The organism is Microcella sp., assembly GCF_046293215.1.
In the GTDB taxonomy this organism is placed as follows: Bacteria; Actinomycetota; Actinomycetes; order Actinomycetales; family Microbacteriaceae; genus Microcella.
The window spans coordinates 54,653-68,626 of sequence record NZ_JBKBPI010000004.1 but is presented as its reverse complement, the minus strand read 5'-3'; the positions used below and the strand labels follow the sequence as shown (position 1 = coordinate 68,626).

General features: G+C 69.1%; 12 protein-coding genes. 5 read left to right on the top strand and 7 right to left on the bottom strand.

All coding sequences use genetic code 11. The annotated features are described in order from the left end of the window. Positions 1-111 precede the first annotated feature (111 nt). A complete protein-coding gene (locus ACK4SC_RS05075; protein WP_409615903.1) occupies positions 112-1,944 on the top strand; it encodes an ABC transporter ATP-binding protein in 1,833 nt (610 codons plus the stop codon). After that, on the top strand, positions 1,941-3,749 hold the full coding sequence (locus tag ACK4SC_RS05070; RefSeq protein ID WP_409615536.1) for an ABC transporter ATP-binding protein: 1,809 nt from the start codon (positions 1,941-1,943) through the stop codon (positions 3,747-3,749). Before ACK4SC_RS05075 ends, ACK4SC_RS05070 begins: the two co-directional genes overlap by 4 nt. A gap of 336 nt (positions 3,750-4,085) precedes the next feature. Here ACK4SC_RS05070 and ACK4SC_RS05065 read toward each other — a convergent pair whose 3' ends face one another. The 3 genes from ACK4SC_RS05065 to ACK4SC_RS05055 are packed head-to-tail and all read right to left on the bottom strand — an operon-like array spanning position 4,086 to position 6,341. Continuing rightward, on the bottom strand, positions 4,086-5,552 hold the full coding sequence (locus tag ACK4SC_RS05065; RefSeq protein WP_409615534.1) for an alpha-amylase: 1,467 nt from the start codon (positions 5,550-5,552) through the stop codon (positions 4,086-4,088). Between the two features lie 4 nt (positions 5,553-5,556). After that, on the bottom strand, positions 5,557-5,892 hold the full coding sequence (locus ACK4SC_RS05060; RefSeq protein WP_409615900.1) for an MGMT family protein: 336 nt from the start codon (positions 5,890-5,892) through the stop codon (positions 5,557-5,559). Next, on the bottom strand, positions 5,889-6,341 hold the full coding sequence (locus ACK4SC_RS05055) for an N-acetyltransferase family protein (RefSeq protein WP_409615532.1): 453 nt from the start codon (positions 6,339-6,341) through the stop codon (positions 5,889-5,891). The genes ACK4SC_RS05060 and ACK4SC_RS05055 overlap by 4 nt, the downstream gene beginning before the upstream one ends. 193 nt (positions 6,342-6,534) lie before the next feature. Between ACK4SC_RS05055 and ACK4SC_RS05050 the strand changes: the two genes are divergently transcribed. The 3 genes from ACK4SC_RS05050 to ACK4SC_RS05040 all read left to right on the top strand — a co-directional run bounded on the left by ACK4SC_RS05050 (position 6,535) and on the right by ACK4SC_RS05040 (position 10,336). Then, positions 6,535-7,749 carry an NADP-dependent isocitrate dehydrogenase gene (locus tag ACK4SC_RS05050; protein WP_409615531.1) on the top strand — a complete coding sequence of 405 codons (1,215 nt, stop codon included), beginning with the start codon at positions 6,535-6,537 and terminating at the stop codon, positions 7,747-7,749. Between the two features lie 326 nt (positions 7,750-8,075). After that, complete coding sequence (locus ACK4SC_RS05045) at positions 8,076-8,369, top strand: hypothetical protein (RefSeq protein WP_409615529.1); 294 nt, start codon at positions 8,076-8,078, stop codon at positions 8,367-8,369. 62 nt (positions 8,370-8,431) lie between these two features. Then, complete coding sequence (locus ACK4SC_RS05040) at positions 8,432-10,336, top strand: heavy metal translocating P-type ATPase (protein ID WP_409615527.1); 1,905 nt, start codon at positions 8,432-8,434, stop codon at positions 10,334-10,336. Here the strand turns inward: ACK4SC_RS05040 and ACK4SC_RS05035 are convergent. The 4 genes from ACK4SC_RS05035 to ACK4SC_RS05020 all read right to left on the bottom strand — a co-directional run bounded on the left by ACK4SC_RS05035 (position 10,326) and on the right by ACK4SC_RS05020 (position 13,754). After that, complete coding sequence (locus ACK4SC_RS05035; RefSeq protein ID WP_409615524.1) at positions 10,326-10,748, bottom strand: Hsp20/alpha crystallin family protein; 423 nt, start codon at positions 10,746-10,748, stop codon at positions 10,326-10,328. The two genes, ACK4SC_RS05040 and ACK4SC_RS05035, sit on opposite strands and share 11 nt — an antisense overlap. Positions 10,749-10,928: 180 nt before the next feature. Further along, complete coding sequence (locus ACK4SC_RS05030; protein ID WP_409615521.1) at positions 10,929-12,386, bottom strand: FAD-dependent oxidoreductase; 1,458 nt, start codon at positions 12,384-12,386, stop codon at positions 10,929-10,931. After that, a complete protein-coding gene (locus ACK4SC_RS05025) occupies positions 12,383-13,294 on the bottom strand; it encodes an FAD:protein FMN transferase (protein ID WP_409615518.1) in 912 nt (303 codons plus the stop codon). The genes ACK4SC_RS05030 and ACK4SC_RS05025 overlap by 4 nt, the downstream gene beginning before the upstream one ends. Then, on the bottom strand, positions 13,278-13,754 hold the full coding sequence (locus ACK4SC_RS05020) for a hypothetical protein (protein WP_409615516.1): 477 nt from the start codon (positions 13,752-13,754) through the stop codon (positions 13,278-13,280). Before ACK4SC_RS05020 ends, ACK4SC_RS05025 begins: the two co-directional genes overlap by 17 nt. Positions 13,755-13,974: the final 220 nt, after the last annotated feature.

Sequence of the window (13,974 nt, the reverse complement as noted above, 5' to 3'; positions counted from 1 at the left end):
ACCGCTGAAGCACCATCCGCCGCGCCCCGCAAGAGCGAACTGAGCACCTATCGCGCCATTGCGCGGATCTACCCGTACGCGAAGCCAGCGGTGCCGTGGATCATCGGGGGCATGATTGCGGCCCTCGCGGCCGGCGTGGTGAGCCTGCTCATTCCGATCGTGCTGCAGGGCCTCGTCGACGGCCCGCTCGCCGACCGCGACCCGGTCGGCATCTGGCCCGCGGTCATCATCGTGCTCGTGCTCGGCGTCGTCGAAGCCGCGATGATCATGCTGCGCCGCTGGCTCGTGCTGACCCCCGGCACGCACATCGAAGCGCGCATGCGCAACGGCCTCTACGCCAAGCTGCAAGACCTGCCCGTGGCCTTCCACGATCGCTGGCAGTCCGGCCAGCTGCTGTCGCGCGCCGTCAGCGACCTGAACCTCATCCGCCGCTGGATCTCGTTCGGCCTCGTGCTGCTCGTGGTCAACATCATCACGATCCTCATCGGCATCGTCGTGCTGCTCAACTGGAGCATCTGGCTGGGCCTGCTCTTCTTCGTCACGTCCATTCCCATCTGGGTATACGGCTACGTGTTCGAGAAGAAGTACTCGGTCATCGCCCGGCGCGTGCAAGACCAGCAGGGCGACCTGGCGACCGCCGTCGAAGAGAGTGTCCACGGCATCCGCGTGCTCAAGGCCTTCGGCCGCGGCAAGCATTCGTTGCTGAAGTTCGCCGATCAGGCCGAGATGCTGCGCACGCTCGAGATCCGCAAGGCGAAGGCGATCGCCGGCATTTGGTTCTGGCTCGTGCTTATTCCCGATGCGGCATTCGCTCTCTCGCTACTGGGCGGCGTCGCGCTGGCGGCGGCCGATCAGCTCACGGTTGGTCAGCTGCTCGCGTACTTCGCGACCGCGACCGTGCTGCGCTTTCCCATCGAGTCGATCGGTTTCCTGCTCGCCATGACCTTCGACACGCGCAGCGCCGTCGACCGGTTCTTTGACGTCATGGACGAGGTGAACACGATCACCGACCCCGAGCATCCGAGCTCTGTCGAGCGGCCGGTCGGTCGTCTCGTCTTCGAGGATGCGCGGTTCCGCTATCAAGACGCGCCCGCCGACCAGCGCGACCAGCTCGACGGCATCACGCTCGAGCTCGAGCCCGGCGAAACCATGGCGCTCGTCGGCATCACAGGAAGCGGCAAGACGACGCTGACGGCGCTGACGACGCGGCTGTACGACGTGACCGGTGGGCGCATCCTGTTGGACGGCGTCGACATTCGCGACCTGACGCGCGAGGAGTTGCGGCGGCGCATCGCGATGGCGTTCGAAGACGCCACGCTGTTCTCGTCGAGCGTTCGCGACAACGTGCTGCTCGGCCGCCCCGAGTTCGCGAGCGACGACCCCGCCGTGCAGCAGGAAGCCGATCGTGTGCTCGCCGAGGCCCTCGACATCGCGCAGGCGGGCTTCGTGTACGACCTGCCCGATGGCGCCGACACCGTCGTGGGTGAGGAGGGGATGAGCCTCTCGGGTGGTCAGCGCCAGCGCCTCGCGCTCGCCCGCGCGGTCGCGGCGAAGCCGGACGTGCTCGTGCTCGACGACCCACTCAGTGCGCTCGACGTCGACACCGAGGCCCTCGTCGAGGCCGCGCTGCGCCGGGTGCTGGCGACCACGACCGGCCTCATCGTCGCCCACCGCCCGTCGACCGTGCAGATGGCCGACCGCGTCGCTCTGCTCGAGGAGGGCCGGATCACCGACGTCGGCACCCACAGCGAGTTGCTCGCCCGCAACGAGCACTACCGCTACGTGATCTCGTCGCTCGAAGACGAAGAGCTCGCGCAGGCCGAACGCGACGCGCGCGACCTGCGCCTGGCAGAAGAGGCCTCGCGCGTGCAGGAGGCCACGGCGCGGGAGGCTCGGGTGATCGACAAAGACGGATTCGAACGAGACGGGGAGGTGAAGCGATGAGCGTCGTCGGAGTCGCCGGAGAAGAGCGCGACAACTACACGAAGGAGGAGTCGCGGCAGATTCGCCGCCGTTCGCTGCGCCTGCTCGGGTCGCTCTTGCGCCCCGTGCGCGGCCGCATCATTTTTGCGATGGTCGTTGTTGTCTTCTCGACGGCGCTGCAGGTCGCCGGACCCGCACTGATCGCGCTCGGCATCGACCGCGGGCTGCCCGCCGTCGTTGACAACGGCGATTGGATGCCCATCGCCCTCATCGTCGGAGGTTTCGTCTTCGCCGCCCTCGTCGGCGCCGCAACGATTGCGTGGTACCAGGTGATGAGCGCGCGCATCAGCCAGGCGATCCTCATCGACCTGCGCAAGCGGGTGTTCCTGCACACGCAGAACCTCAGTCTCGAGTTCCACGAGTCGTACACGTCGGGGCGTATCATCTCGCGGCAGACGAGCGACCTCGACTCGATTCGCGAGCTCCTCGATTCGGGCATTAACCAGCTCGTGTCCGGCCTGCTCTACATGGGATTCACGGCAGGAGCGCTGATCCTGCTCGACGCCCCGAGCGGTCTCGTGCTCGCCGCCGCGCTCATCCCGCTACTCATGCTGACGCGCTGGTTCCAAGTGCGCTCGCAGAAGATGTTCCGCCTGACGCGCGTCGCATCCGCCCGCCTGATTGTGCACTTCGTCGAGACGATGACGGGCATCCGTGCGGTGAAGGCGTTCCGAAAAGAGCCGCGCAACGCGCGCGAGTTCGGCGACCACGTCGAGAGCTACCGCGACGCCAACGCCCGCGTCATTCGGCTGTTCGGCATCTTCGACCCGGGCCTCGTGCTGATCGGTAATGTCGCGGTCGCCGCCGCCCTGCTGTGGGGGGCATTCCGCGTCGTTGACGGCTCGCTCGGCATCGGCGTGCTCATCGCGGTGCTGCTGTACGTGCGCAACTTCTTCGGCCCCGCCGAAGAGATGGCGATGTTCTACAACTCGTACCAGTCAGCCGCCGCCGCGCTGGAGAAGATCTCGGGAGTGCTCGAAGAGACGCCGAGCGTGCCCGATCCCACGACCCCCATCGACCTGTGGCGGGCGAAGGGGCAGGTGCGATTCGAGGGCGTGCGCTTCCAGTACACCGACGAGGCGGTCGTGCTGCCCGACTTCGACCTCGACATCCCGGCCGGCCAGACGATCGCACTGGTCGGCACGACGGGCGCCGGCAAGTCAACGCTCGCGAAACTCATTGCGCGCTTCTACGACCCGAGCGAGGGACGCGTGACCCTCGACGGCGTCGACCTGCGCAAGCTTCACCCGAAAGACCTGCGGCGCGCGATCGTCATGGTGACACAGGAGGCCTACCTCTTCTCGGGCACGGTCGCCGACAACATCGCCCTCGGCAAGCCCGACGCCACACGCGAGCAGGTCGAGGCGGCGGCCCGCGCCGTCGGAGCGCACGAGTTCATCACCTCGCTGCCGAACGGCTACGACACCGACGTGAACAAGCGGGGCGGGCGCGTCTCGGCCGGGCAGCGGCAGCTGATCTCGTTCGCGCGGGCGTTCCTCGCCGACCCGACGGTGCTCATCCTGGACGAGGCGACGGCGTCGCTCGACATTCCGAGCGAGCGGCTTGTGCAGGAGGCGCTGCAGACGCTCCTCGCCGACCGGACAGCGGTGATCATCGCCCACCGATTGTCGACCGTGGCCATCGCCGACCGCGTGCTCGTCATGGAGCACGGCCGCATTATCGAAGACGGCAGCCCTGCCGAGCTCATCGCCGGGGCGGGCAAGTTCGCCCAGCTGCACGCCGCGTGGCGCGAGTCCCTCGTGTAGGAGTTCCTACAGTTCGAGCGGGTAGGCCGCCGAGGTACGCCGAAGGGTGTGGCGCACGCGCAACAGTGCACGTGCGCGGCAACCCTCGGCGTGCCTTGCCGAGGGTGGGGCCGGTAACGGCGGCGGTCACCCGCGGGGAGCGGTGGTGCCTCACGTCTCACGGGTTCGGACACCTCGCACTGTCGCTGTGGTGCGAGGTGTCGCATCCGGTACGAGTTCCTGATGTAGGAGTTCCTACAGTTCGAGCGGGCGTGCCTTCGCGTGTGGGCGCGAGAGCACCCCGTGCGGCGGCGCGCAAGCACCCCGCGCCGCCCGCCTCACGCCGCGGACCGCGCGCTAGCGCTCCACGGCGCCGACGTGCAGCGCAACGAAGCCGCGGCCCGGCACCACCGCCGTGAACACCCCTGACTCGTCGACCTCGACCGCCTCACCCGACAACACGTCGGTGTACGTGCCCGCCCGCAGCGAGGTCTCGAACCGCCCCTCGAGGTCGAGCGGCCCGCCGTTGAACGCGATGTACCCGTACTCGCCGCGGCCAAAGCCCGAGAGGGCGCGCAACTCGCCGTCGAACCGCACGTCGTCGGTGAGCGGCGCACCCCCTACGGCGGAGCGGAACGCGAGCATTCCCGTCACGCCGGTCCAGCGTTGCGGGCACACCCACTCGCCGGGCTCGTACCGCGGCTTCGGCGCGTCGGCCGCGTCGGCGCACGAGGCGTCGGCGACGCGACCGTCACCCTGCAGCGGCGGAGCAGCATCCCGCCCCTCGAAGGCGTAGCCGCTCGAGAGCTGGGGCGTTCCGTACGGGTGGGCGAGCATGAATGCGAGCCCCAGCAGGTAGGCGTCGCCGTCTTTGTACGACAGGGTTTCGCCGTTGCGCTCGGTGTCGTGGTTGTCGACGAACGAGATGGCGAGCTCGCTTGGCACCGAGCCGCCGTCGGGCCCGAACACGACGCGCGGGTTCAGCGACCCCGAGTCGACCATGCTCTTCAGCGTGCGGGCGTAGAGGAACTCCCACGACGGCCCGTTGTCGAGGTACTCCTCGGGCTGAATCGGTTCGCTGGATGCCCGGATCACCTCCTGATACACGCGCGCCCCCTCCGGCAGGTCGCGGATGATCGCCGCGATGTCTTCGGGCGGCATGTGCTTGGCCGCGTCGATGCGGAACCCGCTCACGCCGAGACTCAGCAGGTCGTCGAGGTAGCCGCGGAGCCCTTCGCGCACGCGTTCGGTGCCGGTGGCGAGGTCGGCGAGGTTCACGAGCCGGCAGTTGCGCACCTCGTCGGCGTCGCGGTAGTCAATGATCTCGCCGGTGGGCGACTCGGTGCACTGGTGGAAGTCGTCGGGCTCCCAGATGCCGGGGTAGCGGAAGTGCTCGAACTCACTGCCGGCCCAGCCGACGCCGGGCGTTCCGAGCCCGGTCATGTGGTTGACGACGGCGTCGGCGACGATGTCGACGTCGTGCTCGGCGCAGGTGGCGACCATGGCGGCGAACTCGTCTCGGGTTCCGAGGCGCGACTCGATCTGGTAGCTGACGGGCTGGTAGTGCACCCACCATTCGTCGCGGACGACGTGTTCTTGCGGCGGGCTGGTCAGTACCCAGTCGATGCCTGCGTCGCCCAAGTATTCGCACTCGTCGGCGATGGCGTTCCACGTCCACTGAAACAGCAGGATGCCCGCATCGCGGGTGCCCTGCGGCTCGGGCGCGGTCGTCGTGGGCGCGCATCCGGCGAGGAGGCCGGCGGCGACGGTGGCGGCGATGCCGGAGGCGACGGTGCGGCCGGCGCGGGTTGCAAGCGCTTGCATTCCGTCAGTCTAGGTCAGGCTCCCACCGGGCGCGAGCGAGATCAACACGCACGCTCATCGGGTCGGCACCGGAGTGCGCGACCTCGGCGCGCAGGGGCGTGCCTTCCGCGCGGTACTGGGCCACGGCATCCGCTTCGTGGCCGGCCGGGGGTCTGCCATCGGAGCGGATCACGCGCCACCACGCGACCGTGCCGCCCGACTCAGCCATTACCCGGCCGACGGCGCGCGCACCGCGCGAGCCGAGGGTGGCAGCGACGTCGCCGTAGGTCATGACGCGCCCCGGCGGGATCAACTCGACGATGGTGAGTACGGCGCCCGCGAAGTCGAGTTCGTCGCTCAGATGGCCAGCTTTCCGATCACTTCGCCGTACTCGGTCTCTCCGACCTCGACGAAGCCGATGCGGCGGAAGAACTCTCCGGGACCGTCGTCGCCGGTCTCCCAGATCACGTGCAGGGTCTCGAAGCCGCGCGAGCGCGCCTCTTCGGCGAGCTGCCGCACGGCGAACCGGCCGACACCGCGGCCCTGCGCGCCCGCGTCGACGTTGATGCGCCAGACGCACGAGCGGAACTCCTCGCGCGGGTTGTCAGGATCGAAGTTGCCGCGCACGAAGCCGACGACCTCGTCGCCATCGAGGACCACGCGCGCCCAGGTCGTCGTGGGGTTCAGGTAGGCGTCGTTCGCTGAGTACGAGACCGGCGTGACGTACTGCTCTTGCCCCGGGCGCAGAGTGAGGCCGTTCGCAGCCACGATGGTTTTCGCCGACAACTCTTCTACGCGCAAGTCACCCATGGCCCCCAGGGTAGAGGACGCACCCGTCTGCCGGGTGAACAGTTATCTCGATGTCGAGACAATTCGGTCGAGACGGTAGGCTGGCCTGCGGCGCGCATCCGTGCCCCTGGCCGCTTTGCGGCCGCGCCTGCCGCGCATCCTCCGCCGTGGGCGCCCCACCGACGTGCGACAGACCCAACCGAAAGGCCCCCGCATGGAGAAGATCAAGGTCGAAGGCACCGTCGTCGAACTCGACGGCGATGAGATGACCCGCATCATTTGGCAGTTCATCAAGGATCGCCTGATTCACCCCTACCTCGACATCACGCTCGAGTACTACGACCTCGGCATTCAGCACCGCGACGAGACCGACGACCAGGTCACGATCGACGCCGCCCACGCCATCCAGAAGCACGGCGTCGGCGTGAAGTGCGCGACGATCACGCCCGACGAGGCGCGCGTCGAAGAGTTCGGCCTGAAGAAGATGTGGCGTAGCCCGAACGGCACGATCCGCAACATTCTCGGTGGCGTCATCTTCCGCGAGCCGATCATCATCTCGAACATCCCGCGCCTCGTGCCCGGCTGGAACAAGCCGATCATCATCGGCCGTCACGCCTTCGGCGACCAGTACCGCGCCACCGACTTCCTGTTCAAGGGTGAGGGCACGCTCACCGTCGAGTTCACCCCGACCGACGGCGGCGAGCCCCAGAAGTTTGAGGTCTTCCAGGCCCCGGGTGACGGCATCGCGCAGGTGCAGTACAACCTCGACGCGTCGATCATCGACTTCGCGCGCGCCTCGCTGAACTACGGCCTCTCGCGCGGCTACCCCGTCTACCTGTCGACGAAGAACACGATCCTGAAGGCCTACGACGGCCGCTTCAAGGACCTCTTCCAGGAGATCTACGAGACCGAGTTCAAGGACAAGTTCGAGGCTGCGGGCATCACCTACGAGCACCGCCTTATCGACGACATGGTGGCCAGCGCCATGAAGTGGGAGGGCGGCTACGTCTGGGCCTGCAAGAACTACGACGGCGACGTGCAGTCCGACACGGTCGCGCAGGGCTTCGGCTCGCTCGGCCTCATGACGAGCGTGCTCACGACCCCCGACGGCAAGATCGTCGAGGCGGAGGCGGCGCACGGCACGGTGACGCGTCACTACCGCCAGCACCAGCAGGGCAAGCCCACCTCGACGAACCCGATCGCGTCGATCTTCGCGTGGACCCGCGGTCTCATGCACCGCGGCAAGCTCGACGACAATGCCGCGCTCATCGAGTTCGCTGAGACCCTCGAAGACGTCGTCATCAAGACCGTCGAGAGCGGCAAGATGACGAAGGACCTGGCGCTGCTCGTCAGCCCCGACCAGGAGTGGCTGACGACCGAGGACTTCCTCGCAGCCCTCGACGAGAACCTGCAAGCGCGACTCGTTTAGCGGCGACGCCCATTTCTGGGCGTCGCGCGAGTCGCGCCGACCGCCGTCTCGGCGGTCGGACTCGGCGCGTAAGCGCTCATCGCGTCGCGATTCGTCGCGAACGACCGGATGCCCGTGGTGCGAACCACGGGCATCCGCCGTTAAGGGCTCCTTGCGCGCCAATACCCCCCGGGGTATTCTGTCGGGGAGGCGTCTGCTCGCCCTCCCGATCGAAAGGACCGCACAATGTGCTCACCCATCCGTTGCTCCACCTGCGGCAAGGTCACCTGGACTGGCTGCGGCCAGCACGTCGACGAGGCCCTCGCGCCGTTCTCGGCTGACGAGCGTTGCACCTGCGCGAACTGACGATCGCGGAGGCGCGCGCTGCGGCATTAGCTGCCCTCGCCACCACCGCCGCGGGTGACAGCCTCTGCACGCTGTCGCGTGAACGGCTCCCCGCCGCGAAGTACCACGAGGGCGCCGTAGCGGCCCTCGGGGAGGCCCTCCGCGCGGTGCGCGCCGACCGGGCCGTGCCCGCGCCGGAGACCTGGGGCGCCCAGTGGAGCCATCTCGCGGGGGCCGATTCTGGCTGGCGCGCCTACCTCGCTGGCGGCCGCGACGCGCTCGCCCGCCTCGTGTGACGCACCCTGAGGCAAGCCTGCCCTTGCTGGCAATCGCCGCGCCCACCGGGTAGACCTGACCTATGACGCGCGTCGCCGCTTCCTTTCGCCGCTATCCGCTGGTGGCTGCGGCGCTGGTCGTGGGGGCGGTGGGCCTCGCGCTGATGGCGATCGAGCTGGAACCGGCCGCGCGCATCCTGGTGTCGGTCTTCGCCGCCGCCGTCGCCCTGAAAGAGGGCGTGTCGATGGTGCGCAGCCTGCTCAGTCGGCAGTTCGGGCTTGACCTGCTCGCCGTCATGGCGATCACGGCGACGCTGCTCGTCGGCGAGTACTGGGCGAGCCTGATCATCGTGTTCATGCTGGCCGGCGGTGAGGCGCTCGAAGACTACGCCGAGAACCGAGCCCGCCGCGAGCTGAGCGCCCTGCTCGACCGGGTTCCGCAGCGCGCGCACCGTATCGGCCCCGACGGCGCGATCGACGACATTCCCGTCGACGCGGTCGCGGTCGGCGATCGGCTACTCGTGCGCCCGGCGGAGATCGTTCCGGTGGATGCACGCCTCGCCTCCCGCGAGGGATCCTTCGACGAGTCGTCGCTCACCGGCGAGAGCCTGCCCGTCGACAAAGAGAGCGGAGACGAGGTCGCGAGCGGCTCGGTCAACGGCCCGGCCGCGGTGGAGATCATCGCATCGGCGCTCGCCGCCGACAGCGAGTATCAGCGCATCGTCGAACTGGTGCGGGAGGCGTCGGAGTCGAAGGCTCCGCTCGTGCGCCTCGCCGATCGCTACGCCGTGCCGTTCACCCTGCTGAGTCTTGCCATTGCCGGCATCGCCTGGGCGGTCAGCGGCGACCCCGTCCGATTCGCCGAGGTGCTCGTCGTCGCGACCCCGTGCCCGCTGCTCATCGCCGCTCCCGTCGCCTTCATGGGCGGCATGTCGAGCGCCGCCCGGAACGGTGTCGTGGTGAAGAACGCGGGCACGCTCGAGAAGCTGTCGAGAGTGCGCACGGTCGCCTTCGACAAGACGGGCACCCTCACGAAGGGTCACCCGGAGGTGGTCGACGTGCGCCCGGCCACCGGCGACGGCACGGCGAACCTCAGCCCCGATGAGCTGCTGCGGCTCGTCGGCAGCGCCGAACGCTACTCATCGCACGTGCTGGCCGCCGCCCTGCAGCAGGCCGCCGAGGGTCGCGGTCTCGCGCTCAGTGATTCGACCGACGCCCGTGAGGTTGCGACCCACGGTGTTGCCGCGACGCTCGACGGACGAGCGCTCGTCGTCGGCAAGCCCGCGTTCGTGGCGGAGGCGATCGCTGAGAACGCGGCCCCGATCGTCCGCCCCGAGCTGCCGAGCGGCGAGGCGGCCGTCTACGCGGCGGTCGATGGGCGCTTCGCCGGCACGATCATCCTGCGTGACCGGGTGCGTGACGAGTCGGCCGAGACCGTCGCCGCGCTCGGCCCGCTTGGCGTCACCCGCGTGCTCATGGTGACCGGAGACGTGGAGGCGACGGCGCGCCCGATCGCCGCGTCGCTCGGCATCGACGAGGTGCACGCCGAGTGCCTGCCGGCCGACAAGGTGCGCATCGTGCGCGAGGCCGAGCCGCGCCCCGTCGTGATGGTCGGCGACGGCGTCAATGACGCTCCCGTACTCGCGGTGGCCGACGTCGGCATCGCGATGGGCGCGCGCGGCGCCACCGCGGCCGGCGAAAGCGCGGATGCTGTCGTGCTCGTCGACGACGTCTCCCGCGTCGTCGAGGCGGTCACCATCGGGCACCAGACGGTGCGCATCGCCCTGCAGAGCATCTGGCTCGGCATCATCATCTCGGTCGGCCTGATGCTCGTCGCATCGGTCGGCCTGCTGCCCGCCGTTGTCGGTGCGCTCCTGCAAGAGGTCGTCGACCTGGTCGCGATCCTGGCGGCCCTGCGCGCAGTACGGGCCGGCACCCGTGGGGTACCGGCCCGTCAGTCGCGGCGCGCGCCGCAGCTTACGCGGTGACTTCTGCCCGCGTGCCGACGGTTTCGACCGCGATCTTGCGCGGCTTCGCCTTCTCGAGCACGGGGATCATCACGCTCAGCACACCGTTTTCGTAGTGAGCGCTGATGCCCTCGGTGTCGATGTCCTTGCCGAGGGTGAGCTGGCGCAGGTAGGTGCCGGCCGGACGCTCGCGGGTCAGCCACTGCACGCCCTCCTGCGATCGCGGGGTGCGCTCGGCGCGGATGGTGAGCAGCTGGCCGTCGACGTCCACGTCAACGCTGCCCGGGTCGACGCCCGGCAGGTCGGCGGTCAGCACGTAGTGGTCGCCGTCGCGGTAGACGTCCATCGGCATGAGCCGGGGGCTTTCGCGGCGGTCGAGCAGCGTGCCGGCGACGCGGTCGAGCTCACGGAACGGGTCGAAGAACATGGTCATGATGTGGCTCCTTTCGGTCACGTCGCCCGCCCAGTCGGCGGGTGGTCGTAAAGTTGAGTCACCACGACTCAACTACGGATAATTTAGCACTCTATAGGTGAGAGTGCTAGCGCTTCGCGCACGGCGAAATCGGGGATGCGCGGCGCCACTGGCCCCACTTGTCTCGCCCAGAAGGGCGGCTCAGTAGCCGGCGAAGTAGTCCGTTCGCACCCGTCGCGTACCCGCTCGTCGGAGTGCGGTCGCGGCGTCGGCGACGAGGGAGGGCGCGCCCGAGACGTAGGCGCGGCGGGAGGCGAGGTCGGGCACCGCGGCGAGCAGAGCATCCGCCGTGACGGGCGCGTCGTCGAGGACGGTGACGGTCGCCCCGGCGTTCTCGAGGACGTCGCGGTACAGCACCTCGCCCGGTCGGGAGGGCACGTAGACGACGTGCACGTCACGCGCCTCGCCCCGCGCGGCGGCCGAGGCGAGTTGACTGGCGAACGGGGTCACGCCGATTCCGCCGGCCACCATGACGATCGGGGTCGTCGGATCGCGGGGCAGCAGAAAGTCGCCCGAGACCTGCGTGGCCTGCACCGTTGCTCCCTCGTCGAGCTCACGCAAGACGCGCTTGAACGACGAGCCGTCGTCGGGCGTGCGCATCCCGAGTGCGATCTCGGTGTCTTCCGGAGCCGACGCGATCGAGAAGACGCGACGGGTGCCGCGGCGGTCGGCCCGGTGGGGCAGGTGCAGTTCGAGGTACTGGCCGGCATCGAAGGGCACGGAGCGCGACGGAGTGAATCGGTACTCCGTCGCGCTGTCGGACAGGGGGCGCGAGCCGACGAGGCGCAGTGAGAAGCCGCGCCGGCGCGAGACCGCGAATCCCACGATGTTCGCGGCGACGAGGGCGAGCTCGGGCGAAGTGTAAAGCGGCCCGAACTGGAACGGAATGGAGAACAGCACGGCGGTCACCAGGGCCACCAGCCACTGTTGCCAGCGTCGCGGTGGCAGGGTCAGCGGCTCGCTCAGCATGTAGCCCGCGAGGAAGACGACGGGGAACAGCAGGAGCACCGAGCCGTAGGCGTCGAGCGCACTCGGCCCGGTTCCGGCGATGCGCGTGCCGATGATCGCCACCGTCACCACCACCAGGATGACTCCGATGTCGAGTCGACGTGTGCGATCAAGCAGCAGCAGGGCGCCGATCGCAACGACGGGGAGCATCGCCGGAGTCGCGATCCACCAGATGCCGACGGTCAGCTGCAAAAGGCCAGCGACGAGCACCCCGGTCGCCGCGGGATTCACAATGTGGCGCCCGCGCCAGACGATGAGGTACTTCGACAGCGCAGCGACGATACCGGCGACCGCGGCGCCGACCAGGTCGAGGGTCGCGACCGTCGGGGGGACGAGGCAGGTGATGATGAGCGCCGTGATGACGCTCGACTCGCGGTGCGGCACCACGCGGGCGAGCCGGGCGGCGGCCTCGTTCGCCCCGAGAGTCGCCACGAGCACGACGGCGAGAGTCGCCAGCAGGCCGTACGGATCAACGCCGATCACGTCGACGAAGGCGAGCAGCAGGCCCATCGCGAGCACCGCGGCGAGAGCGATTGTCGTCAGCCGATACATGCTGACCTGTCCGGTGACGCGGTCGATGGTTGCTCTCATCGGAACAGCTCTCCCTCCCACCCGGGGCTCGCCTCGAGGCGGCCATCGGCGTGCATCCGAACGTATTCGACGCCGAGGCGCTCGGCGATTGCCCGCGGCTCGCCGAGGAAGAGCGCGGTCGCGGCGCCGTCGGCGACGAGCGCCGAGTCGGCGACGGCCCAGGTCGCGATGACGTCGAGCGCGAGCGGCCGGCCGGTCATGGCGTCGACAAGGTGGTGAAGGCCTGCGCCCCACGCTCGGCGATTCGGCGCCGATGCGGCGAGAGCGCGTCCGGCGGCGAGCTCGACGACCCCGACGACCAATTCAGGGTTGGCGGGATTCTCGAGCCCCACACGGATGCTCGCGGCGCCAACCGCGCGCAGGTCACCGCTGCCGTCGACGACCGCTCCGAACGCGCCTCGGTCGATGAGGAGGTCGGCGACAATGTCGACGAGGTAGCCCTTGCCGGCCGCGCCAACGTCGAGCACGACAGGCGAGGCGGTATCGACCGCGAGTGTTCCGGCTGTGTCGGTGACAAGAGAGATCGCGTCGTCCCACGCTGGTGCGACGATCGGGTCGCCAGTGGGTGTCAGGCGATAGGAGGCGTCGTAGCCAAGCTGTTCGAGGCTGCGACCGACGAGAGGGTTGACGCGGCCGGCTGTGACCTCGTAGAGGTCGCGCAGGTGGCGCATGAGCGGCCCGGCATCGGCGGCGAGCCGGTGGCGGCCCGGCGTGCGGGCGATCGCCGCGATCCGCGAGTCGTCGCGGAAGCGTGACCAGTCGCGGTCAAACACAGCGATGCGCTCGTCCACCGCCGCGCGGTCGGCGACCGTTGTGCCCGCCCCGTCGCGCCCGGGATGCACGTCGAGGCGCCAGGGGGCACCGATCGCCTCGAATTCCCAGACGACCGGATCAGCCGCTAAGGGCATCCGCCTTGATCTGTTCGAGAGCGTCGGTGAAGCCGTTGCCGGTGAGAGACGACCCGGCGACACGCGTGACCTCGACCTCGTCGACGCGCTGGCCGACGACCTCGGCCTCGATGCCGCCCGAGAACATCATCTGGAATCGCGATGTCGTGGGGTTCGTCGGGTTCGTGCCCACCGCGACACCGGAGATCACGTTGTCGGTGAGCGTCACCTCGACGTCGATCGTCTCCGTGCCGTTGGGGGAGATATACGAGCCGGTAGCGCTGTAGGTGCCGTCGGCAAAGTCGCCCGTGATGGGCGTCGCCGCCTCATCACCCTGGCCGCCCGTCGATGCGTCGCCGGGCACGGGTTCGGCGGGTGCTGCGGGCACCTCGCTCGAGCAGCCGGCGAGTGCGCTCGCGAGCGTCACCGAGGCGGCGGCGGTGAGAAGGGGCAGGGTGGCGGGGCGGGTGAGGCGGATCATCGGCGCTCCGGGGTCGTGGCGTACAGGTCGCGGTCGGCGGGCTTTCAGCATTACCGACGTCAATGGGGATTCGCTGTGGCGGCCGTCGGGGATTGCTGTTCCCGCCTGAGCAGAGCCTGTGTAGAAATTTGTGTCTACCCCTGTTCAGGGTGCCTAGGGTCATGCAACCGGGGGAGTCGAACAGCGGCGCCCCCACGCAGCAGAAGGGCCACCCCCGCTC

Excerpts from the sequence above, each read along its gene's own strand:
- ACK4SC_RS05075 (WP_409615903.1), top strand. The coding sequence starts at position 112 with ATGATTGCGGCCCTCGCGGCCGGCGTGGTGAGCCTGCTCATTCCGATC.
- ACK4SC_RS05065 (WP_409615534.1), bottom strand. The coding sequence starts at position 5,552 with ATGCAAGCGCTTGCAACCCGCGCCGGCCGCACCGTCGCCTCCGGCATC.
- ACK4SC_RS05040 (WP_409615527.1), top strand. The coding sequence starts at position 8,432 with ATGACGCGCGTCGCCGCTTCCTTTCGCCGCTATCCGCTGGTGGCTGCG.
- ACK4SC_RS05025 (WP_409615518.1), bottom strand. The coding sequence starts at position 13,294 with ATGCCCTTAGCGGCTGATCCGGTCGTCTGGGAATTCGAGGCGATCGGT.
- ACK4SC_RS05035 (WP_409615524.1), bottom strand. The coding sequence starts at position 10,748 with ATGACCATGTTCTTCGACCCGTTCCGTGAGCTCGACCGCGTCGCCGGC.
- ACK4SC_RS05055 (WP_409615532.1), bottom strand. The coding sequence starts at position 6,341 with ATGGGTGACTTGCGCGTAGAAGAGTTGTCGGCGAAAACCATCGTGGCT.
- ACK4SC_RS05030 (WP_409615521.1), bottom strand. The coding sequence starts at position 12,386 with ATGAGAGCAACCATCGACCGCGTCACCGGACAGGTCAGCATGTATCGG.
- ACK4SC_RS05020 (WP_409615516.1), bottom strand. The coding sequence starts at position 13,754 with ATGATCCGCCTCACCCGCCCCGCCACCCTGCCCCTTCTCACCGCCGCC.
- ACK4SC_RS05070 (WP_409615536.1), top strand. The coding sequence starts at position 1,941 with ATGAGCGTCGTCGGAGTCGCCGGAGAAGAGCGCGACAACTACACGAAG.
- ACK4SC_RS05050 (WP_409615531.1), top strand. The coding sequence starts at position 6,535 with ATGGAGAAGATCAAGGTCGAAGGCACCGTCGTCGAACTCGACGGCGAT.